General features: G+C 59.7%; 22 protein-coding genes and 2 pseudogenes. 9 read left to right on the forward strand and 15 right to left on the reverse strand.

Annotated features, from left to right (window positions below):
• Positions 1 to 175: 175 nt before the first annotated feature.
• From U5768_RS06385 to U5768_RS06395, 4 genes and pseudogenes are all read right to left on the reverse strand, one after another.
• On the reverse strand, positions 176 to 616 hold the full coding sequence (locus U5768_RS06385) for a hypothetical protein (RefSeq protein WP_322029602.1): 441 nt from the start codon (positions 614 to 616) through the stop codon (positions 176 to 178).
• A gap of 61 nt (positions 617 to 677) precedes the next feature.
• Positions 678 to 803, reverse strand: a pseudogene (locus tag U5768_RS31950) (IS30 family transposase); the annotation flags it as partial.
• A gap of 6 nt (positions 804 to 809) precedes the next feature.
• A pseudogene (locus U5768_RS06390) lies at positions 810 to 956 on the reverse strand (hypothetical protein); the annotation flags it as partial.
• 28 nt (positions 957 to 984) lie between these two features.
• The gene (locus tag U5768_RS06395; RefSeq protein ID WP_322029522.1) at positions 985 to 1,371 is read right to left on the reverse strand and encodes a hypothetical protein; all 387 of its coding nucleotides are present in this window, start codon (positions 1,369 to 1,371) and stop codon (positions 985 to 987) included.
• A 634-nt stretch (positions 1,372 to 2,005) separates the two neighbouring features.
• Between U5768_RS06395 and U5768_RS06400 the strand changes: the two genes are divergently transcribed.
• Together U5768_RS06400 and U5768_RS06405 are read left to right on the forward strand one after the other, a co-directional pair.
• Positions 2,006 to 2,725, forward strand: coding sequence for a hypothetical protein (locus U5768_RS06400; RefSeq protein ID WP_322029523.1), 720 nt, complete (start codon positions 2,006 to 2,008; stop codon positions 2,723 to 2,725).
• Positions 2,726 to 2,837: 112 nt separating this feature from the next.
• Positions 2,838 to 3,464 (forward strand): tyrosine-type recombinase/integrase, encoded by a 627-nt coding sequence (locus U5768_RS06405; protein ID WP_322029524.1) that lies wholly within the window; start codon positions 2,838 to 2,840, stop codon positions 3,462 to 3,464.
• Positions 3,465 to 3,515: 51 nt separating this feature from the next.
• Here U5768_RS06405 and U5768_RS06410 read toward each other — a convergent pair whose 3' ends face one another.
• Positions 3,516 to 4,085, reverse strand: coding sequence for a hypothetical protein (locus tag U5768_RS06410; protein WP_322029525.1), 570 nt, complete (start codon positions 4,083 to 4,085; stop codon positions 3,516 to 3,518).
• Positions 4,086 to 4,830: 745 nt separating this feature from the next.
• On the opposite strand from U5768_RS06410, the gene U5768_RS06415 reads away from it, so the two are divergent.
• Positions 4,831 to 5,856, forward strand: a complete 1,026-nt coding sequence (locus U5768_RS06415; protein ID WP_322029526.1) for a dienelactone hydrolase family protein — start codon at positions 4,831 to 4,833, stop codon at positions 5,854 to 5,856.
• A gap of 525 nt (positions 5,857 to 6,381) precedes the next feature.
• Here U5768_RS06415 and U5768_RS06420 read toward each other — a convergent pair.
• On the reverse strand, positions 6,382 to 6,936 hold the full coding sequence (locus U5768_RS06420) for a hypothetical protein (RefSeq protein WP_322029527.1): 555 nt from the start codon (positions 6,934 to 6,936) through the stop codon (positions 6,382 to 6,384).
• Between the two features lie 320 nt (positions 6,937 to 7,256).
• Positions 7,257 to 8,816 carry an FAD-dependent monooxygenase gene (locus U5768_RS06425; protein WP_322029528.1) on the reverse strand — a complete coding sequence of 520 codons (1,560 nt, stop codon included), beginning with the start codon at positions 8,814 to 8,816 and terminating at the stop codon, positions 7,257 to 7,259.
• A gap of 447 nt (positions 8,817 to 9,263) precedes the next feature.
• Between U5768_RS06425 and U5768_RS06430 the strand changes: the two genes are divergently transcribed.
• Positions 9,264 to 9,689, forward strand: coding sequence for a lipocalin-like domain-containing protein (locus tag U5768_RS06430; protein ID WP_322029529.1), 426 nt, complete (start codon positions 9,264 to 9,266; stop codon positions 9,687 to 9,689).
• Between the two features lie 173 nt (positions 9,690 to 9,862).
• Complete coding sequence (locus U5768_RS06435) at positions 9,863 to 10,363, forward strand: GNAT family N-acetyltransferase (protein ID WP_322029530.1); 501 nt, start codon at positions 9,863 to 9,865, stop codon at positions 10,361 to 10,363.
• Between the two features lie 5 nt (positions 10,364 to 10,368).
• Here the strand turns inward: U5768_RS06435 and U5768_RS06440 are convergent, their stop codons facing one another.
• From U5768_RS06440 to U5768_RS06450, 3 genes are read right to left on the reverse strand one after another with little or no spacing between them, the layout of a single operon-like run.
• The gene (locus U5768_RS06440) at positions 10,369 to 11,268 is read right to left on the reverse strand and encodes an MBL fold metallo-hydrolase (RefSeq protein WP_322029531.1); all 900 of its coding nucleotides are present in this window, start codon (positions 11,266 to 11,268) and stop codon (positions 10,369 to 10,371) included.
• Between the two features lie 20 nt (positions 11,269 to 11,288).
• The gene (locus tag U5768_RS06445) at positions 11,289 to 11,615 is read right to left on the reverse strand and encodes a hypothetical protein (RefSeq protein ID WP_322029532.1); all 327 of its coding nucleotides are present in this window, start codon (positions 11,613 to 11,615) and stop codon (positions 11,289 to 11,291) included.
• A 7-nt stretch (positions 11,616 to 11,622) separates the two neighbouring features.
• A complete protein-coding gene (locus tag U5768_RS06450; RefSeq protein ID WP_322029599.1) occupies positions 11,623 to 12,168 on the reverse strand; it encodes a sugar ABC transporter in 546 nt (181 codons plus the stop codon).
• Positions 12,169 to 12,334: 166 nt separating this feature from the next.
• Here U5768_RS06450 and U5768_RS06455 point away from each other — a divergent pair, with 166 nt between their 5' ends.
• The 4 genes from U5768_RS06455 to U5768_RS06470 all read left to right on the forward strand — a co-directional run bounded on the left by U5768_RS06455 (position 12,335) and on the right by U5768_RS06470 (position 16,400).
• On the forward strand, positions 12,335 to 13,228 hold the full coding sequence (locus U5768_RS06455) for a LysR substrate-binding domain-containing protein (protein WP_322029533.1): 894 nt from the start codon (positions 12,335 to 12,337) through the stop codon (positions 13,226 to 13,228).
• Between the two features lie 190 nt (positions 13,229 to 13,418).
• Positions 13,419 to 14,207 (forward strand): acyl-ACP--UDP-N-acetylglucosamine O-acyltransferase, encoded by a 789-nt coding sequence (gene lpxA / locus U5768_RS06460; protein WP_322029534.1) that lies wholly within the window; start codon positions 13,419 to 13,421, stop codon positions 14,205 to 14,207.
• Between the two features lie 493 nt (positions 14,208 to 14,700).
• Complete coding sequence (locus U5768_RS06465) at positions 14,701 to 15,282, forward strand: ANTAR domain-containing response regulator (RefSeq protein ID WP_322029535.1); 582 nt, start codon at positions 14,701 to 14,703, stop codon at positions 15,280 to 15,282.
• Complete coding sequence (locus tag U5768_RS06470; RefSeq protein ID WP_322029536.1) at positions 15,279 to 16,400, forward strand: CmpA/NrtA family ABC transporter substrate-binding protein; 1,122 nt, start codon at positions 15,279 to 15,281, stop codon at positions 16,398 to 16,400. Before U5768_RS06465 ends, U5768_RS06470 begins: the two co-directional genes overlap by 4 nt.
• A 25-nt stretch (positions 16,401 to 16,425) precedes the next feature.
• Here the strand turns inward: U5768_RS06470 and U5768_RS06475 are convergent, their stop codons facing one another.
• The 5 genes from U5768_RS06475 to U5768_RS06495 all read right to left on the reverse strand — a co-directional run bounded on the left by U5768_RS06475 (position 16,426) and on the right by U5768_RS06495 (position 20,392).
• Positions 16,426 to 16,719 (reverse strand): antibiotic biosynthesis monooxygenase, encoded by a 294-nt coding sequence (locus U5768_RS06475; RefSeq protein ID WP_322029537.1) that lies wholly within the window; start codon positions 16,717 to 16,719, stop codon positions 16,426 to 16,428.
• 49 nt (positions 16,720 to 16,768) lie between these two features.
• Entirely contained in the window at positions 16,769 to 17,878 is a 1,110-nt protein-coding gene (locus U5768_RS06480) for an NAD(P)/FAD-dependent oxidoreductase (RefSeq protein WP_322029538.1), read from the reverse strand.
• A gap of 139 nt (positions 17,879 to 18,017) precedes the next feature.
• Positions 18,018 to 19,133, reverse strand: a complete 1,116-nt coding sequence (locus U5768_RS06485) for a porin (RefSeq protein ID WP_415913858.1) — start codon at positions 19,131 to 19,133, stop codon at positions 18,018 to 18,020.
• Between the two features lie 57 nt (positions 19,134 to 19,190).
• Positions 19,191 to 19,550: a protocatechuate 3,4-dioxygenase gene (locus U5768_RS06490; protein WP_322029539.1), complete on the reverse strand. Its 360-nt coding sequence runs from the start codon at positions 19,548 to 19,550 to the stop codon at positions 19,191 to 19,193.
• Complete coding sequence (locus U5768_RS06495) at positions 19,547 to 20,392, reverse strand: gallate dioxygenase (RefSeq protein ID WP_322029540.1); 846 nt, start codon at positions 20,390 to 20,392, stop codon at positions 19,547 to 19,549. The genes U5768_RS06490 and U5768_RS06495 overlap by 4 nt, the downstream gene beginning before the upstream one ends.
• Between the last annotated feature and the right edge of the window lie 306 nt (positions 20,393 to 20,698).

Raw genomic sequence — 20,698 nt, forward strand, 5'->3', positions numbered from 1 at the left:
TTTAAAACTGGAAAATTCCGGCATGATGTTGACACCCTGACCTGGAGGTCATGCCGTGAAGAAGAGCAGATATACAGAGGAACAGATTGCTTACGCATTGAAGCAGGCCGAGCTGGGCACACCGGTCGCCTCGTATTACGCAGCGCGCAAACCCTTTAATGACTCTGCCACTACCTCACGCCGCGAGCGGTTTCCTCAACGCCTTGATCGGGTGCACCGTGTCTCCCTGCACATTGTTCACTGCATCCAACGGCGCGGGGTAAATGAACTGAATCATCAAACAAACAATGACCCCAAATATCTGGATGATTCGCGTGGTCGAAAAAAAAGCTCCGTTGGCGGGAATGAAATACCGAACTGCACCAATGCGCGGCACCATGCCAACTCCGAAGCTTGATGCTGACGCCGGCCCGCGTAGCGCAGCTGGCGTCCCCGCCACGAAAAGCGTAAACAACATCGAGCCCATCAATGCAGCTCCAATATGCAACTCAATGAGCCAATTGGGTTGAACTGGTGCAATAGACGCACCGTTGTGTGCGAGGTTGATGTACGCAGAAAAAGCTGTGCAGCCCGCACAGAAGCCCGCTGCGAAAAGCCAAGATTTCATGTTCGCCATTGTTTGTTTTCTATAACACGTCATGATATCGAGGGCATTGTGGCCGAAGCACCCGGCGGATTCAACCGGTCGATGCAACGATTTGGTTAAATCGCTCAGCCGGCGTATCGAATTTGGGTGTTTTTCGGGGACGTTCATTGAGCCGCCTGGCCGCACACCCCAGTGCTGCGTGTGAAAGTGCGTACAAGGGATCTGAAGTCGACAATAGCGGACTCGATCCGTCGAAGAGGTTGCCAATCCCGTTCGCTCCGACCGCCGTCGCATCCTGTGCGAGGTTATCAACCAGCGCGTTGCCGAAGCTGCCGCCCGCGATCGCGGTCTGCGCCGCCGCACCGATCACTGACTGCGCGCCAAGGTTGATCGCTGTGCTACCGATTTTGGCCAAGGGGCGCTGCCGGCCGGAGATCCGCGGAGCGGCAGAACCAGTCCCGCCCGTCGACAATCATCCGCCCGATCTCGAATGGAGCGATCTCGACGGCCGTGCCCGTCACCGTCCACACTTCCAGCGGGCCAAGCCCGTGGCGTGCAGCCAGTTCATGCGGTGGCTCGCCCTGCAGGTTCATGCGGTTTCGCTGCGACGGGCTGACGGAGGCCCACGCCAGCGAATGCATGGTCCGTGAATTGCCGTGAGGCGGAAAGCGCCGGGCGGCGCGCGCCGCAATTTCTCGATTGAACGCGAGGTAGATGCCGCGCCGCTGGCCGAAATGCTCGGCCACGAGCTGGAGCGTGGAGGTTTTGCCCGCGCCGAGCGCCATAAAGCACAAACCCGGCGCGTGGCCGGCTTCGTTTCACTGCTGCGATCGCTGATCCACGCCTATTTATTGAATTTTCGATCCAGCTCCCTGCCCGATGTAGTGTCTAGGAGAATCTGCATTCCACGCCATTCGCGTTCTGCCCCAGCGCGGCCGCAAGCCCCCCCGGCGAGCATCGCGATCGCTGTCGTGAACGCCGCCTGCCCAATAGTCGGCGGTGCGCCCGTCGGATCAAGCTGGCCAATCACGTACGGCGAAGCGATCACACTCGTGGCTCCACCAATTGCACCGCCGGCACATCCGTTTCCGTCGGCAGCAGAAAGCGCCCATCCTGGTGCGGCATGAGCCAACACGTATCCAGGGGGTTTTTCCGCCAGGATTGAGTTCTTGTCCGGCCAAATGTCGTCGTGTTGCTGGTATCGGTCTGGGTGGAACTCGCCGTCTGATTGAAAGCGATCGTATTGGCGGGAAAATCATTGGCGCCGCCGTCCGTCCCGGCAATCGTGACTGACGCTGCCGCGCCGACTACGCGATTTAGGCTAGTGGGGAAAGGGCTCTCTGAGTTTCAGATTCGGCCAACAGCAGACAATTGGTATGGCAGGCTCGTTGACAATCTTTGCCTCAGGAGGTTGCCTTGATGCGATACAACAAAGAGTTCTTCGACCTGCAAATCCGATTTGCTCAGACCGTCGCCGCTCTGATAGACATGCCTATCGAGAAGGCGCTCCTTGACTATACGAATATCTATGTTCGGTTCGGGCTCGGTCGGGCCTTTGACCAACATCATCCGATCTGGCGTTGCTACGCAGACGGCCTGAGCCAATCGGTCGACTTGTGCGATTGGACATATGGCTTCTACCTCGCGAGAGCTGAAGTTACCCAGACGCGGTCCACGGTCGCGACGTCGGGTTGCTTTTCATATGCCATACACAACGCGGAATGCGTGCGCATTCACTTCGAAAATGTAGAGCCAGCCACGGTTTCTCCGCTGAGTATCGACCGTCTACCTGTACGGCGTGAGGAACTTCGCTCGCTTTTCGATCACGTACGGCGCAACCAGCGAGAAGCGACGCGCGTTGCAGGAACTTCCTGGCTCTATAACCTACGCAGCTATCGACGGTGCTTTCCAGATGAATACAGTGCGAGCGTCAAGGTCGCGGAATCGCGGTTTCGAAACATGTCTCTGTGGGGGCAATTTCTGGATCGCCATGGCGCGGTCAGAGTTGGCGTCGCGGAAAATTTCACACGACGGCTATCGCACATAGCGAATTTAAAAGACCTGGTATGCAGCTTTCCGCTTCAGGCACTCGCGGTTGAAGCACCAATAGAGCAGTTTTACCGTTTCTATCGGGTCTAACAGGACTGCCGGATGTCCGCTATGTGAAAGCATGACCGCCCCTGGTGGGTCGGATATCGTCCGCCGGTGGTTGCCGCACACCGATTTTCCTTCCAACTAAAGGAGAATCGTCATGGAAACCATTGACGTCGGCGGCGCGCGGCGCGTGCCGTGGAACAAGGGAAAGCTGAGCGGCCAAAAGCTACCACTGAAACTCAGGGAGATCTGGGCGATTCGTATCCGTTTACAACACGCAGGTAGCACGCGGGACCTGGCAATGGTCAATCTGGCGATCGAGAGCAAGCTTCGGGCGTGCGATCTCACGAGGCTGCGAGTCTCAGACGTTTGCCACGCCTCGCACGTGGCGGCGCGAGCAACCGTCATGCAGCAGAAGACGCAGCGGCTGGTGCGATTCGAGATCACCGAGCAGACGCGCGCGAGCGTGAAGGCGTGGATCAAGGCCTCAGCTCTCGCGTCGGACGACTATCTGTTTCCGAGCCGGATCTACGGCTCGCCGCATATGTCGACACGTCGGTACGCCCGGCTGGTACATCGCCGGATCCGATCGATCGCACTGGGCGACTCTACTTACGGAACAAATACAATGCGCCGCACAAAGGCTTCAATGCTCTACCGCCGTACGAAGAACCTGCGGGCGGTGCAGTTGCTGCCTCGTCACTCAACGCTCGAGAGCACGGTTCGATACCTCGGTATCGAAGTCGACGACGCGCTTGAGATGGCGGAGCAAACCGACGTGTGAACCAGGAAGGCCGGACGGCTCGCAAACGCTGTCCGGTCATCAAGCGGGTGTTCAGTTCTTTGACGCCAGCCTGAACGGGTCAACGGCCCATATTTCGCCAGCGCGTAGTTGAGGCTCAGCCTGCACCAGCCATTCTTCAAGCGGCGTCAGACTGACGCCCGGTAAAACTGCACCGCCAAACGATTCGGAGACAAACGGCGCGCTATCCTCGGGCCGGCGCACGACCTGAACAACGTGGGTAATCCCGCGCCGACGCGGGTAATTGTTCGCCCACGATGGCTTTCCCAGTTTGAGCCCAATGGTGGCGCAGCGCGGAAGACTGTGGAACGTAATCTCCTCTCCTTCAAGGACAAATCCCGTTCGAACCTCGATCTCCTGAATGATTCGATCCGACCACGCTTGCAGGGCTTCCACATCACTTGGCGCAAACACCGGGTGCCCAGCAGCTTCGTTTTCCGCTTGCATCGCATTTGCGAGGAGCAACCGGGTCCACCCGGAGCAGTCGATGACCGGCGGGTCAGCCGATAGACCTTCCGATTTCACGCCGCGTTGATAGCCGACTCGGCCTGTATAAGTTTGCACGAGTTCCCACATCGTTCTCTCAGCCGTATCGAACTGCATGGCGCCCCCACGTTGCCGCTGCCCTTGCGCATTATCGCTTTATCCAGTTGCTGCTATAGGTACCGGTAGGTCCTTTCGGGCCGGTCATGCTGATTGCATGGAGTGGAAACCCGCCTCGATCCTCTTGTCGACCTGTGGAAGGCGATGCGGCCAGTTTGGGACATTCGACATAGCAACCCGAAACGCTGACAATCGGTGACGACAGCCCGCTGACGGGGCATTTGACCTATAACCCATGAAAACCATGTCAGAAGACGCTGATCTCGCCCACAAGCGTATTTATAAGCGCGGCCTATTCGGGGGGCGTTGGAATGGTGCTTTTCGCTCTCGCGATATCGATTCTCTACGGGGCTGGTTGGAAGCCGGTACTGGTGCTTATGCCGCTCTACCTAGAATTTTTTTGGAGGTATTACATAGCAGTTGGTAAAGGAACTGCACGCACTCAAATCCGGCCGCGGAAACGGTCGAGCTAGTTTTCTCATTCGACCTGGTGGTTGCCGCCTTTGTAAGCTACGTAGGCATACTGCCTTTCCGAATGAATGAAAATGGCCTTCGTACGTCCGCTTCTGAACAGTTCAGATTTCCGCTCCGGATCGAATTATGTCGCTTGCATCGTCCGGACGCTTCAAGATGATGTCGCCGCTATCGTCGGGCGCCTGTCGGTCAATTTGAGACCTTCGGCATCGATACCTGGATTGGCAACAATCCACAACGCGTAGCTTGAAAACCAGGGAGCGCGCTAACAATGAAGACAAGGATTGTTCATCAGCTCACTCGAAGCCTGTTGCCAGCTATCGCGGCGAGCATGATGGTGGCGTGCAGTTCTCCTGGCACGGCTAACTCTTCGATCACAAGTTCCCTCGACGACAGTAAAAGCGGCATCATAACGTTCGCGTCGATTACGCCCCGGAGTGCCGGAGACTATCTCTCGCATTACGCCACTGGTAAAAAGGCTTTCATTACCGGGGACTTGAGCATGCCTGAGAATGGGCCTCGCGTCGTGCCCGCCGTGATCATCCTGCATGGAAGTAGCGGCGTGAATCGAGGCGAACGGGTTTGGGCCCAGCGCATGAATGCGCTAGGTTATGCCAGCCTGGTGGTGGACAGTTTTACCGGGCGCGGCATCAGGAACACTGAAAGGGATCAGACGCAGCTTTCGATGACCGCCGATATCGCAGATGCCTACGCCGCGTTGCGCTTACTTGCGACAGATCCTCGTATCGACAGAGGCCGAATCGCAGTCATGGGTTTTTCGCGCGGTGGTGTCGCCGCGCTCTATTCATCGCTGGAGCCCTTCCGCACGGCTTCGATGGAAGGCAATCTGCGTTTTGCAGCCCACATCGCTTTCTATCCGTCCTGCGGCATCGCTTATGAGTCGGCACATCTAGACGGTTCTCCCATCCTGATGCTGATCGGCGGAAAAGACAACTATACGCCGGCGGCACCTTGTATTGCCTATGCAGACTCACTCCGCTCGAAAGGCGCGCGGGTAACGATAAAAGAATATCGGAATGCCTGGCATGGTTTCGACCGGCCGACACCGTTGCATTCAATACCGCTTGCGACTAGTGCACGGGAATGTCACGGCTTCTACGACCTCGATAGCAGAACCTTCACAATGGTTCGAGGGGGCCAGACGCTCTCCGGCGCTGCCGCCGTAGATGAGTCGAAGCGTTGCCTGACCATGGGCATCACCTTGGGCGGCGACCCGGAAGCACAGGCTCAATCGCCCGCTGAAGTCGCTGCATTTCTCAAAGCTGCATTCGAATAGGTGCAATACACGTGCGGTCGACCGCGTTGAGCGGCGTTCGGCCAGGAACTGACACCGGATCGGAGGCGCCTGATTTGCCGCAACAGCCAATCTATATAACCAGCGGATGTCACCTTCAAGGATGAACCTCAGATCGGCGCCGGTCCCGCACGCCGCTGGTGGGATCTCAAGGCCAACCCGGGGACTGGTGCCCGACCCACGGCCCGGAGCGCCCACCCATCACGGTTGGTGGGGAGGCGATGGGGACCGGGCCTCTCTATTTCTGCACGGCTACGAGTCACAACGGCTGCAAAGCGTTTTGGGGGGAAATGCACGACTGAAAGCGATCAAGAACAGCTACGACCCCGAGGGATTCTTTTACGTCCATCACGGGTCGGCAGCGAAGACTGGAGTTCCGACGGCTTCACGCCAGCGCGGTCGTGAGCCTCGGAAGGTTTGTTGATTGACTTGCAGCGGTGGCTACGGGCCGTATGCAAAATGCGGAGCGTAAATCTCCGCACGTCCACCATTTAATTTCCAGACACGCTACGACGACTTCTTGACATCCTTCACCGGCTTGGCAGCAGGGGCAGGCTTGCTTTGAGCGGCGGCGTGCGCAACTGGCATAGCGCCGGGCATCGGATGGTTCTGTGCGACTGCGCCTGGATGGCTCGGGGCGCCAGGATGTTCGATCGGCCCGTGCGCGGCTATTGCGTGGTCGGGCAAGTGACCGCCATGATTCATTATGACCTTGTGAAGTTCGTCCCTGCGATGGAAGACGTCTTCCCGATGATCGCCATGGGCGTAGAAGCGCCGGTGCCGCACTCCGTCCGCGCCGACCACCCAGATATATGTATCGCCGCCGAGAAACACCACATCACGATCGACGACAGTCGAAATGTAGATGTCATTGGGCATCGGCTGATAGGCTTCTTCGACGACCACAGGCGGCGGGGCTGGCGGTGGACTCAGCGCGCCCGCCAATATTTCGTTTACCTTGTTCGGATCGACAACGAGCAGGCCCTGCTCATTGGTTGCACACCCCGCAAGGAACGTCGCGCAAGCGATTGACGCGATGGAAATTCGCAATGTTGTTTTCAATTATATTCCCCGGTACGGACATTTTTAAATGCTCGCTTATATAACGGTTGTTCAGTTACCGTCCTTGATGGTCCGGGCAGGGATTTTCATGCGATAAATATTACGCGCCGTTACGCGCTCGCCTATGTCCGTTACCTGAAAAATCGACTGGCTCTTGCCAGGTCGACTATTCCTGTTGCAGCGAGCACGATACGAGATGACTGTCTTGCTTGATGGTGGGACGCATTGCGGCCCATGAAGGGACATACGCTCGGACGATCGCAGCGACATCCATACGTCCGACGTATCAGATAAAGCGGCCATCCCGATGATGCTTTCGGCTAGGCGGATCCGACCACATTTCCTGGTTCACCGAACCATCGCGTCAAGGCCTCGGCACATTCCTCGACGCGAGGCGTGGCTTCACTCACCCAAGCGACGAATCCATCAGGACGCAGTAGTACAGCGCTCAACCCGAGCCGTTCCTTGGCATCGCTCGCGATATAGGTGACCTGCTTTCGCCAAACGCTTGCAAGCGCTTGAAGCGATGCATTTCGATCGAACTGCAGTAATAGACCCTTGCCATCGCGCAAAAGGCTACCGACTGTAGTTCCGTCGATGAGTTCAAAATCAGGCGCGCTGCGGCCGGCCAGCAAGTGATCGCCGCCAAGGTCGTAGCGCAGCGATACGCCCCACACACGCTCGGCGAAATAGGTTGCGCCATCCTGGGTCCCGATGAGATCACGGATGACTGCTGTAAGCGCGCGCGTGCTTTGCGTGGGGCGCATAAGCGCCACCTGCGCGCGCGACCAGTCGAGAACGTCTGCTCCCACCGGATGCCGCTCTCGCTGATAGCTGTCGAGGAGATCGGCCGGCGCGTCGCCGCGGATAGTCGATGCCAGCTTCCACCCGAGGTTCATCGCGTCGCCCAGTCCCAGATTCAGCCCTTGACCACCCAATGGAGAATGGATGTGCGCGGCGTCGCCTGCAAGTAATACGCGCCCTTTACGGTAGGTCGTCGCCTGGAAAGCGCGATCCGTCCAGGTGGTAGCAAGCTGAAGTTTAGTCAGGGTGATAGCAGCGCCGGACACGCGGCGCAACACCGCCTGCACATGCGCAAGCGTGATTGGGTGGGTTCGGTGAAACGCGCCACCATCAAATTCCACCATCGCGATGGTGCCGGGCGGCGCATAGGTGAACATACCGGTCGGCGTGTAGTGCCGCCCGGGTCGAAGTGCCTCGGGGTCAGCCATTTCGACTTCGACGGAATATCCGGTGAATTCGGGATCGGTGCCAACGAATTCGAACGCCGCTGCCTTGCGTATTGCGCTGCGTCCACCATCGCAACCGACAAGCCACTGTCCGGCAAAAGTTTGACCGCCCGCGTGAACGCTCACGTCGTCGTCTGAAGCATGAATTGTGTCGACGCCCAAGCCGCGCCGGATCTTGGCCCCCATCGCAATGGCGCGGTTGGCCAATACGGTTTCGAGCGTTTCGAGTGCGACGGCTACGCTGGTGCCGGCCGGGCCTGGCAGGCGATACGGCCACTTCGAAGTGTCAATATTGTCGTGATAGAACTGGATGCCAGCGAAATGGCCGGCTGGCCGGCGCTGCTGACCCATCCAATGCGGGGTGCCTGCTACCTTGCCTGCGGCATCGCTTTCACGCTGTACCGCGACTACCTCATCCAGCAGTCCACGGCGATACAGCGCGTCGAGCGTAGGCGCCGAGAGGCCGCGCATGCCGAATGGAAGGCGTTTTAAAGGGGAATGTGGGCTTTCGGCTTGCTCCAGCACCAGGACCGAGAGGTCAAAGAGGCGCAATTCGCATGCGAGAAAGAGGCCGACAGGACCGGCCCCGGCAATGACAACGTCGTAGAAATTCGAATGATGTGCGCGCATGAACTACTCCTGTGTCGATGTTCGACCGGAGCGTTTCTCGATGAGATCCACACGGACGAACGCTCAGACGCCTATACCGCGTCAAATGTTCGTCGTGGGGATCTCGTGCGCGAGGCCAAAGACCAGAGCTTTCGTTACCGAAAGGACTTGGGCTTACCAAACCAAGTCTGCCTTTTCCGACACCGCTTTATAGCATCGTGACGATGAGACGGCAACAGGGGGCGGCAGGCAAGTCGGTGTGATCGCGCTTATCAGCAGTTTGCGGATTATCCGGGTCGCCGCGCTTGGACCGCTGTCCGATGCGCGCAAACGCTCACATGTCGTTCAGCACGGCCACCGCGCGGGCTCTAGCCCTGCGTCATTCCATGCACGGAGTAGAATCGCCGATAATCGGACGGCCGCGCCAGGCGACCCTTACTCCGAGGGAGGGTCAAAACAGGAGGGAGTATGTCTGAGCGTAACGGTAAGCTCCATGGTTGCTGGCGGCTGATTTCCTTTGAAACGGAGCTTCAGGACTCAAAGGAACGCACCCAGCCTTGGGGCGCCGACCCCAATGGGCACCTCATTTTCGACCCACATGGTCGAATGATAGTACTGCTTACCGCAAGGACGCGGGAGCCCGGCGATACAGACGAGAAACTGGCGGCACTTTTTCGCACTATGGTGTCCTATACAGGACGGTATCGGATAGAGGGGGATAGGTTCATCACAAAGGTGGACTCATCCTGGAATGAAGCATGGAACGGCACGGAGCAGGAACGGTTCTATAAACTCGATGGAGACACACTCAACGTCACTACGGCCTGGATGCCGAATCCGTTAATACCAGGAAATCCGGTAGGAAGAGGTATCCTCAGTTTTAGACGCGAGTAATTTCCCCATGCTGAGTTCGCAACTAGCCGCTAGTTTGCCCGTCATCAACTCGGCAGTGAGTCTGGCGGACAGACAGCCGCCTTGAATGACCGCATTGTGGCGCGTCGATTGTTGACGGTCGGCGTCTTCGACAAATGCCAGATCTCATGTTTCCGACGGATGAGAGCTTACAGATGCAACCCACCTTCGAAACCCGACGCCTCCTCCTTCGTCCCCGCGCGTTGATGGACACCGACGAGTGTCTGGCCATGGATTGCGACCCAGAAGTAACGCGTTTCGTGGACGGCCCGTGGGGTGACGGCCAACGGCATCGGGAATTCATTGAGACCCGCACGCTCGCCTCTTACCCACCGGGAATGGGCTATTGGACAATCAGGAATCGAAGCGACGCGTCCGAGTTCCTTGGATGGATTCTTTTGACTCCAACGGATGCCCGTGACACGGAAGTCGAAATAGGGTGGCGTTTGCCTCGCAAAGCGTGGGGATCAGGTATCGCCACTGAGGCAGCACTTCCAGTCCTTCAGCACGCAAGCGCAACACTCGGTTTGGCTCCGGTGGTCGCAGAAATTGACATGTTGAATCTGGGATCGCTTCGAGTCGCCGAGAAGCTTGGTTTAATACGAAGGGAGGAAGTTTTTAACCATGGCAGACGAAGCGTTCGATATACGACGTAACAGGGCTAGGTGGCCGACGGTGCATGGCGAATTCTCGGTTCGGCCACGGGCCGCCGTTCAGATGCTTCGTTCTCGTACAGTAGACCGTAGCCGGTGCTCGTTCGCTTTATTCGCGCGAAGCCCAGTTCCCCCAAATGCATACCGGCGATCAACAGTCCCTCCGAACTAGCCAGATCGAGAAGCCGTGATCGTGTGGCGGCAGCTTGGGAAGCGTCTTGATCGAATGCAATCGATACCTCGGGTCGTTGAATCTGGATATGAGGAAAATGAACGATATCTCCCCATACGAGCACAGTCTGATCATGGGAGCCGAGAAGATATCCGGAGTGTCCGTCTGTCTGTCCCGGCAGCGGCATCGCTCTAATACCGGGAAGGACTTCTCCTTCATCGAAAGTGCGAAGCTTGTCGCGGTATCCGTCGAATACCTGGCGCGCTATCGCAAAGTTACCGCGTGCACGCTCGCTGGCACGACTCAGATTTCCGTCATCCTGCCAGAATGCGACCTCTCGCTGATGAGCAACAAGCTCCGCATTTGGAAAGGCAATTTGTCCAGCTATGTCCACCAGTCCTCCGACATGGTCAGGGTGGGCGTGTGTGAGCAGGATCGTGTCGATCTCGGCTGGTTCGACGCCGGCAAGCGATAAGTTGGTTTTCAGGCGCCCGCCCCATTGCTTGATGCCTCCGGCCCCGCTGTCGATAAGAATTGTGCGGCCCGCCCTGCGTACCAGGTAGCAGTTGATATGCACGGCTGAGGTCTGCTTCTGCGCTGCATCGCTTTGCATTCGGGCGGCCTCGGACGGATCGATGTTCGACAAGGATTCCAGCCTCGCGGTGAGATAGCCGTCGCTGATTGCGGTGATTGTGAAATCCCCGGCTCGCTGACTGGGAAAGGTAACGGTCGACACAATTCTTCTCCAGAAGCCTTCTAATTTCGGGCGTGAATATCCGACGCGGCATAACCAAAACAACGGATGCGCGCCGTGAGACCCGTGTGGCGCGCGATAGCGTCGTCAAGGGCTTCCATGAACTGGGTCATTACGGCCGGCGTGCGAAACGTTTCCTGGCGATATTGGATTTCCGCGAAAACCGGATGTCCATGCCCATGCCGAACCTCGACATAGATGCCATGAACGTTTTTGAGTGCCGCCTGAAGGCCACCTGTGCAGAGATCGACGCAATCGAGGGAAAGCCCGGCGAGCTTCTCATCAGAGGGCATTTTCCCCGTAGGGATGTGGAAAGTGACGTTGGGCATTGCGGATCTACTTTTCCTGTTCTGTCGGGGCGGTTCGGGAGCTTGTCAGTTGCTCCGTCATCGGCGAATAGAGGTACACGTCTTCGGACAGGCTCCCGACAAGCTGGGCAGATTGCCGGGGCAGTTTTGCAAGCCAACGGCGTGCCGGAAACTTCTCCAGGGCAACGGCTTGCATCGACAATGGCGTGAGGCCCATCTGGATCAGGGGTTCGGGGCCGCTTGCACAAAGCGCGAGGAGTTCGTCTGCGTTGACTGCTGGCGCAAGGCCGATATCGCTGTAGAGATTTCGGTGCCAGTCGGTGATGTGTTGCTGCCACCTTGCAAAATTGCCGCCGCCTTTCTGGCGATATTCGTCGCCCGTCAGGACATCGACATCGTCAATCGTATGGACGGCTAGATAGACCGGGCAGCCGCTGCTTATCGACTTGAAGCGCTGCGAGGTGTGAAAGCCGGTCACCGAAATGAGAGCGGGCAGTTTTTCAAGGCTGTAGAAGTCATTCCATTCGCCTTCGCTGTCGGGATCGGCGAAGCTGCATTCAACGGTGTAAATCATCAGATTGTCCTTCATGACGGCCGGGCAAATTGCTGCAAACGATCGCTGTTCATTGCATTAACGTAATGCTAATGTGGTACTTCCCGCATATATAGCGATATAAAATCAGCCTTCATTGACATTTGTTCAAGGTGGCGTCCAACGCCTAACCACCGGCAAAACTCCGATGCGACGTAAGATTCCAAGCAATTCCGCGCTGCTGGCCTTTGAGGCCGCGGCTCGACACGGCAGCTTCGCGCGCGCGGCTGAAGAGCTAGCGCTGACCGAGGGCGCCATCAGCCGTCAGATTGGGCGCCTGGAAGCGTTTTTGGGTGTCGCGCTGTTCGAGCGCGTTGGAAACCGGGTTCGGCTTGCGTCCAACGGCACGCGCTATGCCGTGCAGGTTCGCGAGATACTGGATCGGCTGGAACGGGACAGCCTTTATCTGATGGGGCAGCCGATCGAGGGCGCGAGCATCGATATCGCCGCCATTCCGACGTTTGCCACCCGCTGGCTTATCCCCCGCTTGAAACACTTTCAACACAAGCATCCGAACGTCACTGTGCATATCGCCGAGTGCATGGAACCGTTCATTCTTGCCGGTAGCGGCTTCGATGCAGCAATTCATTTCGAGCATCCGGCGTGGGCGGGTATGCATTCGCAGCGACTGCTGGAGGAGGTGCTGGTGCCAGTCTGTAGTCCGGCACTTCTCGCCGACGCCGGCGCGAACACATCGCTAGACGAGTTGCCACGCCTTCACAGACGACAAAATCCGGACGCGTGGCAGCTATATGCGCAGGAGGCCGGCATTGTGCTGACCAATTCGGCGGTTGGCGCACGTTACGACCTGCATTCGATGCTGATCGAGGCGGCGCTAGCTGGCCTCGGTGTCGCGTTGGTGCCGCGCCTTTACATCGGGGCCGAGCTTGAACAGGGCCGTCTGGTGGCGCCCTGGCCGGACGGCAAAGCGATTACCAAAAACTTCTGCCTGGTTCTTCCTGAGCCAATCGAGTTAAGTGAAGAGCCACTACAGGCATTTGCGAAATGGATTCTTCACGAAGCCCGGGGCCTGGACGTTTAACGCAGCGTCTCATGCTCACCACAAAACAGCCGCGTCTCCGCATTTTCCCTCGTCGCGCGGCCGCGTCGCTTCGAATTGGACATCGGCGAGCATAAACGAAGACTCCTATAATCAGTCCGCGAGCCGTTGCTTGCACACCAATATTCGATGTGAGCCAGATCCAACCCTGACATTCCTGAGAGGTTCCTTTGTGATCGACGAGACGGCTGTAATTCACCCCACCGCAGTTATTGAAGAAGGCGCCATCATCGGCGCTCGGGTCCGTATTGGTCCCTATTGCTGCATTGGTAGCGACGTCGCGATTGGCGAGGGCACGGTGTTCAAGTCTCACGTCGTCGTAAGCGGGCATACCCGTATTGGCCGGGACAACATAATTTATTCATTCGCGTCCATCGGAGAGGAAAACCAGGACCTCAAGTACGCCGGAGAGCCGACTCTCGTGGAGGTTGGCGACCGCAACAGAATCCGGGAGAGTGTCACGATCCATCGCGGCACGGTCCAAGGCGGCGGCATCACCAAGATTGGAAATGAAAACCTCTTGATGGTTAATGCTCATGTTGCTCACGATTGCGTTATTGGCAACCATTGCATTCTGGCAAACAACGCCACCTTGGGCGGTCACGTGATCGTGGACGACCACGTGATAATCGGCGGGATGTGCGCAGTCCATCAATTCTGCGTCATCGGAGCGCACGTGATGATAGGAGGCTGTTCTGGGGTCGCGCAGGACGTGCCGCCGTTTGTCATTGCCCAAGGCAATCACGCTTCGCCGGTCGGAGTGAATACCACTGGACTACAACGTCGTGGCTTCAGCAAGGAGGCAATGCAAGCCATTCGGAATGCGTACAAGCTGCTCTACCGCAGCGGGAAGACGCTTGACGAAGCGAAGCCTGCGATTGCTGAGATCGCCGCGGCTCACGCCGAGGTGAAGCCTTTTTACGAATTCCTTGATCGCTCGACTCGCGGTTTGATTCGGTAACGGCAGTTGGTTTACGCCGGCTGGATGAGCCGGCATACAACAAAGATCCCTCGAAGTGGACGGTTAGATGGAGGGACTGCCGAGATATACGCGTTGAGCGACGCGCTGGCGCAGCCAAGCGGATGATGAGCGGCGAAGCGCGCTTTCGCGTGGTGCTCAAGCCCGGCGCTTGAGCACCACGCACCTCCCTCGCACGACTGCCCCTTTCGCGGCCCGGCCTTGCCCTTCGCGAGGCGAGTCCCGGCGCGCGCACGGCTCCGGACTAGCCCGATGCGCCAACTGTGTGCGCTCCCTCAGTCATCGCACTGCCGCGGTGCACAACGCGCTGTCTCACGCGTTTCCTGACCTCGCACCCACAGCCCCGCCCGGCAACGCTCTCCGGGCTATCGACAAACTGGCACATACCTTGCTGACTTGTCTCGCGCGCCCAGCGATGGCGCGCAATGCACCGATCAACCGTCGAAGACGTCATGCCGACGACCACCGAACCCTCATGCTGCGCGTACTGCTCGTAACCGACACCGAAAAGCCCATCGGCGACCTGCGCGACGCGCTCGCGACGCTCGGCTACGACATGCTCGCCGAACCCGCCACGCCGCAGGCGCTGCATCGCACCGTCGAACGCGAGCGGCCCGACGTCATCATCATCGATACCGAATCGCCCTCGCGCGACACGCTCGAACAGCTCGCGGTGATGAACGCCACCGCGCCGCGTCCGGTGCTGATGTTCAGCCACGACGCCAACCAGCAATTGATCCGCTCGGCCGTGCATGCGGGAGTGACCGCGTATCTCGTGGAAGGGCTCGCGAGCGAGCGCCTCGCGCCGATTCTCGAAGTCGCGCTCGCGCGCTTTGCGCAGGAGGCGCAGTTGCGCGAGCGTCTCACGCAGGCCGAGAACGAACTGGCCGAGCGCAAGCTGATCGACCGCGCGAAACGCATGCTGATGGAGCAACAGAAGTTGACCGAACCCGCCGCCTACGCGGCGCTGCGCAAGCGCGCGATGAACCAGAGCGTGAAGCTCGCCGAGATTGCCCGCCAGGTCGTCGCGGCGGGCGACGTGCAGGACCGCCCATGAACGCCACCACACCGCTCGCCGCGCCCGAGAAAACCCATCTGAAGATCGGCTTCGTGCCGCTTGCCGACGCCGCGCCGCTCGTCGCCGCGAAGCTGCTCGAATTCGGCCACGCGCACGGCCTCACGCTTGAACTTTCGCGCCAGCCTTCGTGGGCCGCGCTGCGCGACAAGCTGCTTTGCGGCGAACTCGACGCCGCGCATTCGCTTTACGGTCTCGTGTATGGCGTGCAGCTCGGCCTGGGCGGCCCGCAAACCGACATGGCCGCGCTGATGGTGCTCAACCGCAACGGCCAGGCGATCTCGCTCTCGAACCGTCTCGCCGATGCGCTTGCCGAACACGGCTCGCTGCCGCGGGCGCTCGCAACGCTCGATCGCAAGCCCGTGTTCGCGCAGACCTTTCCCACAGGCACGCACGCCATGTGGCTGTACTACTGGCTCGCTTCGCAAGGCGTGCATCCGCTGCGCGACATCGAGAGCGTAGTGATTCCGCCGCCGCAAATGGTGGCCGCGCTGGCGGAAGATCGCCTCGACGGCTTTTGTGCAGGCGAGCCGTGGCCGGCGCTCGCGCAGCAGCGCGGCGTGGGACGCACGATCATCGCGAGCGGGACGATCTGGCAGGACCATCCCGAGAAGGTGCTCGCCTGCCGGCGCGATTTCGTGGCGCGCCATCCGAACACGGCGCGCGCACTCGTGCAAACTTTGCTCGAAGCGTGCCGCTGGCTCGACGGCGAAGGCAACCGGCGCGAGATTGCGCAATGGCTCGCGCACCCCGAGATGCTTGGCGTGGACGCCGCGCTAATCGCGGCGCGGCTCGAAACGGATGCGGCTTCGCGCGCGCCGGGCATGAAGTTTTTCGAGGAAGGCCGCGTGAATTATCCGCGCGAATCGGAGGGGGTATGGTTTATTACGCAGTTCGAACGATGGGGCATGCTCGCGCGCCGAAGTGACTATCGCGAGATCGCGCGCGACTTGAACCAGACGGCGCTGTACGGACAAGCGGCGGCGGCCATGGGAATCGCGGTGCCGGCCGCCGCGGCAACCGCGCCGTTCGTCGATGGCCACGTTTGGGACGGCGAGGACGCGGCGGGGTATGTGGAGGGGTTTGGTATCAAGGCGTAAGCGCGGCCTGGCCGCGCTCAGTCCGCTACTTCACCACGACCTCGGTATGCCCCACAACCGGCGGCTTTTCGAAGTACGGGCCGACAAGGCGCCGCCACTCCTGAAAATCCGCGGACTCGCGAAAGAGCACCATGTGGTCCTCAAGGGTATCCCACTGCACGACGAGCCCGTACTGGTTCGGCTCTTCCACGCCGCGTTGCAGTTCAACGGCGCGGCAGCCGCGCGCGCGGTGAAAGAGCGGCAGCGCTTGCGCCACGGCCGCCTCGAATTCGGCGTTCTTGCCTGCGCTCACCGTGATATGCGCCATTTCGTAGACCATCCTGTTCTCCTCGTGTTTTGCGTTGTGTCGCGTTGATTCAATACTGCAGTCAGTTGATGTTCAAGCGTTCGACCACTTCGTCCGCAATCGCGAGCGAAGCCGTCAGCCCCGGCGACTCGATGCCGTAGAGATTCACTAGCCCGCTCACGCCGTGTTCGCGCGCGTCCTGGATCACGAAGTCGCCGCTGTGTTTGCCCTGCGCCAGCTTCGGGCGAATGCCAGCATAACCCGGTTGCAGCGCGTCGTCAGGCAGCGCCGGCCAGTAAGTGCGAATCGCCTCGTAGAATTTTGCCGCGCGGCCCGGGTCCACGGTGTAGTCGATCGCATCGATCCACTCCACGTCGGGGCCAAAGCGCGCCTGGCGGCCAAGATCGATCGTGAGGTGTACGCCGAGGCCCCCTTCCTCCGGCACCGGATAGATAAGCCTTGAAAACGGCGCTGCGCCCGCGAGCGAATAATAATTGCCCTTCGCGTAGCGCCCCGGCGGGATGGATGGCGCCGGTATGCCTTCGATGCACGCCGCCACCTGCTGCGCGTAAAGGCCCGCGCTGTTCACCACGCGCGTGGCGAGCAGTTCCATCGGCTCGTCGCCGCCTACCTTCAGCAGCGTCGGCTGCCCCGGCCGTGCGAGGCCGCCCGTGACCGGCGAGCAGAACGCGAGCATGCCGCCCGCCGCCTCGAAGTCGCCCTGCAGCGCGAGCATCAAGCCGTGGCTGTCGACAATGCCCGTTGAGGGCGATTCGAGCGCCGCCACGCAATGGAGCGCGGGTTCCCGTGCGCGCGCCTCGTCGCGTTCGAGCCAGCGCAGGTCGTCCACGCCGTTGGCGGCCGCCGCCGCGCGAATCGCGCGCAGGGCGTCGAGTTGCCCTTCGTGCGTCGCGACAATGAACTTGCCGCAGCGGCTGTACTCCACGCCCTTTTCTTCGCAATACGCATAGAGCTTGTGCTTGCCTTGCACGCACAGCCGCGCCTTGAGCGAGCCCTGCGGATAGTAAATGCCCGCGTGTATCACTTCGCTGTTGCGCGAGCTGGTGCCCGTGCCGATGGCGTTCTCCGCCTCGACGAGGACGGTTTCCCAGCCCTGTTGCGCGCACGCGCGCGCAACAGCGAGACCGACCACGCCCGCGCCGATCACCACGCAATCCACGGTGTCCGTCATGAAACTTCCTTTCTCGTCACGCGAGTAATGTTTCGATTGACGTTATTTTGCCTAATTCGCGTGCATTGCGTGAAAGGACGCGCACCATGAAAAACGCCGCCCGATCATGTGACCGGACGGCGTCAACCCACCCCGTGCATTAGAAGTGCGTATGCAGGCCCACGCGCGCGACCGCCTGGCTCTGACCGCTCGAAGCGCCATCCGCGGAATTCATGCCGTTGATCTGCGCAAGACCGCCCGAACTGGCTCGCTGGTACACGCCCAGCGCGTACACGCTGGTGCGCTTGGAGAGCGCGTAATCGACGATCGCCGCGACCTGATGCGCGTGATTGTTGTCCACCACCTCGTTGCCCTTCATGTACATGTACGACGCGCCGGCGCTCAACGCAGGCGTGAAGTTGTAGTGCGCGCCCACCGATCCCTGGTACACCGAACCACCATTGGCCGAGTTATGCACCGTGGTAAAGAGTGCGTTCGTGATCCATCCGCCAAAGCGATAATGCGCGCCGATACCCCAGTTGCGCACGCTCACGTCGCCCTCGCCCGTCACGACGGTCTTGAGGTTCGTATAGGCCGCGTTCACGCCGAAGTCGTGCGCCGCGTAGTTCAACGCGAAGCTCGTGCCGTTGCCCGTGCCGATCGAGCCAGCCACGCCGCCGAAGCTGTACATCGCGCCCGCACTGAAACCGCCGAACCCGGGCGACAGATACTTCACGGAGTTGTTGACGGTTTCGCCCGCCATGCGGTCCCAGTCGAACGCGCCGGTCGGATTGTTCGGCAGTGCGAGCTTCTGGAACGGGCCCGCACGGAAATCGTAGAAGTGGCCCGAGAGTTCCGCCGGATCGTTGCCGCCGAAATACAACGAGTCCGTCATGAAATCGTACTGATTGCCGAGCGTCAGCTTGCCCAGCTTGTCGTTGCTCAGACCGAGAATCGACGTGCGGCTAAAGAGGCTTTTGTTCGGCATAAAGGCGCCGTTGTCCACCTGAAACTGGTTGACGAGCTGAAAGAAGGCCTTCGTGCCGCCGCCCAGTTCCTCCGTGCCGGTCATGCCCCAGAGGTTCGGGCCGTTCACGCCGTCGTCCATCTTGACGTTGTGCTTGCCGCCCTGGTTGCTCACGTAGGTAATACCGGAGTCCATCATGCCGTACAGCGTCACGCTGCTCTGCGCAAATGCCGGTGTCGCGCACGCCATCGCGCAGATGGTCCCGGCAATCGCCAATGCAATCTTTTTGTAGTCCTTATGATTCTGCATGCTCCAGGTCTCCTGTTTTAACAAATCTGTTTATTCGAGTATTGAAGGGTTAAAGGCTCAAACCGCGTCGGGCACCTTGCGCGTCTTCAGGAACGCATCAAGGGTTTCGCCGCGCATGCTCGCGTACATGCCGAGATTCGTGATCTTCACCACGCGCGCGAACTTCTCCAGCACGAAGAAGCACACGCCGTACTGAATGAGGCCGAGCCAGTCCGTTGTGTCGACGAGCGCGCGTTCCTCATCAGTGAGCGCGGCCTGGTCATAAGCGGCGTTGCGGTCGGTGAGCCACAGTTCGCGCGCGTGCGGCAGACGCATTTCCCAGAAGAAGCGATTCAGGCGCATGGCCTTCATGCTCTGGCGAATGTCGAACGCATAGGTGCCCGGCAGTTCCTCGATGCCAACCAGTTGCGGATTCATTGCCGGCCCTCTTCTTCGTACACCGTGACCGCCATCGCCGTGCTGGTCGCGAGATAGTAGCTGCGATGGACTTCGCGGATCTTGCCGCCCAGCGCTCCGCGCATGGCGAGCCACATGATCGTTTCCACGCTTTCCGCGCCGCCAAGGCGCACGTAGTCCACGTGCTTCATGCGTGCGAGGCGTTCGGGGTCGTTCACGATCAGATCGAGGAACTCCATGTCCCATTCGGTGTTGTTGTAGCCGCTGCGCTCGCCATGCACCTGGTGCGAGAGGCCGCCTGTCCCCACCACCACGACATCGAGGTCCTGTTCGAACGATTCGATCGCGCGACGCAGCGCCTGGCCGATGCGGTAGCAGCGATTGGCGGTCGGCAGTGGATACTGGAGCACGTTCACCTGGATCGGCACCAGTGCCGCGGGCCAGCCGCCTTCATGCGGCAGCATGAGCGAGAGCGGCGAGTTGCAGCCGTGATCGAGCGGCTTGTCCTGGAAGATCGTGAGGTCGAACTCGTCGTTCACGAGCTGCTCGGCAATATGGATCGCGAGATCGGGATGACCCGCGATGTCCGGCAGCGCCCGCTTGCCCGCGCCTTCGTCCGCGAACTCGTGATTCGCCGAAACGCCCAGCGCGAACGTCGGGTAGCAGTCGAAGAAGAAACTGTTGGCGTGATCGTTGTAGAACATCACGAGCGCATCGGGCTTGCGCCCGGCGAGCCACCGCGCGACCGGTTCGTACCCCTGGAAGAGCGGCGCCCACGCGGGTTCGTTCTGCTTGCCCTTGTCGTATGCCATGCCGATTGTCGGCACGTGCGATGTGCCGATGCCGCCCACGATTCTTGCCATGATCTTGCCCTCTGCTTCTGTTCATGCGGCGCACTCGCCGCGCGCTGGACCGGATACGCCGGCTAAACGCCTTCGCCCCTCGATTGGGATACGAAATTACAAAAACGGCGCCCCAACGGTAAGCAAGGGTTAACCACGAATTTTTTTGTTTTTCTCTTTAATTCAGGGTCTTTAAGCGCTGCCGCACGCTCGGCCACGCGCCCAAACCCACGCGGCGCAACGGTTTTTGGTATCCTGAAATTATGTTCTGGACGGGGTGGCAACGCCGCCCTGGGAACGCCCTCATAAACGAAACAGATATCAAAA

This window comes from Paraburkholderia sp. J76 (assembly GCF_905220295.1).
Taxonomy (GTDB): domain Bacteria; phylum Pseudomonadota; class Gammaproteobacteria; order Burkholderiales; family Burkholderiaceae; genus Paraburkholderia.

Coding starts and splice junctions, on each gene's coding strand:
- U5768_RS06435 (WP_322029530.1), top strand. CDS start 9,863: ATGCAACCCACCTTCGAAACCCGACGCCTCCTCCTTCGTCCCCGCGCG.
- U5768_RS06495 (WP_322029540.1), bottom strand. CDS start 20,392: ATGGCAAGAATCGTGGGCGGCATCGGCACATCGCACGTGCCGACAATC.
- U5768_RS06405 (WP_322029524.1), top strand. CDS start 2,838: ATGGAAACCATTGACGTCGGCGGCGCGCGGCGCGTGCCGTGGAACAAG.
- U5768_RS06485 (WP_415913858.1), bottom strand. CDS start 19,133: ATGCAGAATCATAAGGACTACAAAAAGATTGCATTGGCGATTGCCGGG.
- U5768_RS06410 (WP_322029525.1), bottom strand. CDS start 4,085: ATGCAGTTCGATACGGCTGAGAGAACGATGTGGGAACTCGTGCAAACT.
- U5768_RS06430 (WP_322029529.1), top strand. CDS start 9,264: ATGTCTGAGCGTAACGGTAAGCTCCATGGTTGCTGGCGGCTGATTTCC.
- U5768_RS06425 (WP_322029528.1), bottom strand. CDS start 8,816: ATGCGCGCACATCATTCGAATTTCTACGACGTTGTCATTGCCGGGGCC.
- U5768_RS06490 (WP_322029539.1), bottom strand. CDS start 19,550: ATGAATCCGCAACTGGTTGGCATCGAGGAACTGCCGGGCACCTATGCG.
- U5768_RS06470 (WP_322029536.1), top strand. CDS start 15,279: ATGAACGCCACCACACCGCTCGCCGCGCCCGAGAAAACCCATCTGAAG.
- U5768_RS06415 (WP_322029526.1), top strand. CDS start 4,831: ATGAAGACAAGGATTGTTCATCAGCTCACTCGAAGCCTGTTGCCAGCT.
- U5768_RS06480 (WP_322029538.1), bottom strand. CDS start 17,878: ATGACGGACACCGTGGATTGCGTGGTGATCGGCGCGGGCGTGGTCGGT.
- U5768_RS06465 (WP_322029535.1), top strand. CDS start 14,701: ATGCTGCGCGTACTGCTCGTAACCGACACCGAAAAGCCCATCGGCGAC.
- U5768_RS06455 (WP_322029533.1), top strand. CDS start 12,335: ATGCGACGTAAGATTCCAAGCAATTCCGCGCTGCTGGCCTTTGAGGCC.
- U5768_RS06385 (WP_322029602.1), bottom strand. CDS start 616: ATGGCGAACATGAAATCTTGGCTTTTCGCAGCGGGCTTCTGTGCGGGC.
- U5768_RS06400 (WP_322029523.1), top strand. CDS start 2,006: ATGCGATACAACAAAGAGTTCTTCGACCTGCAAATCCGATTTGCTCAG.
- U5768_RS06475 (WP_322029537.1), bottom strand. CDS start 16,719: ATGGTCTACGAAATGGCGCATATCACGGTGAGCGCAGGCAAGAACGCC.
- U5768_RS06395 (WP_322029522.1), bottom strand. CDS start 1,371: ATGGCGCTCGGCGCGGGCAAAACCTCCACGCTCCAGCTCGTGGCCGAG.
- U5768_RS06450 (WP_322029599.1), bottom strand. CDS start 12,168: ATGATTTACACCGTTGAATGCAGCTTCGCCGATCCCGACAGCGAAGGC.
- U5768_RS06445 (WP_322029532.1), bottom strand. CDS start 11,615: ATGCCCAACGTCACTTTCCACATCCCTACGGGGAAAATGCCCTCTGAT.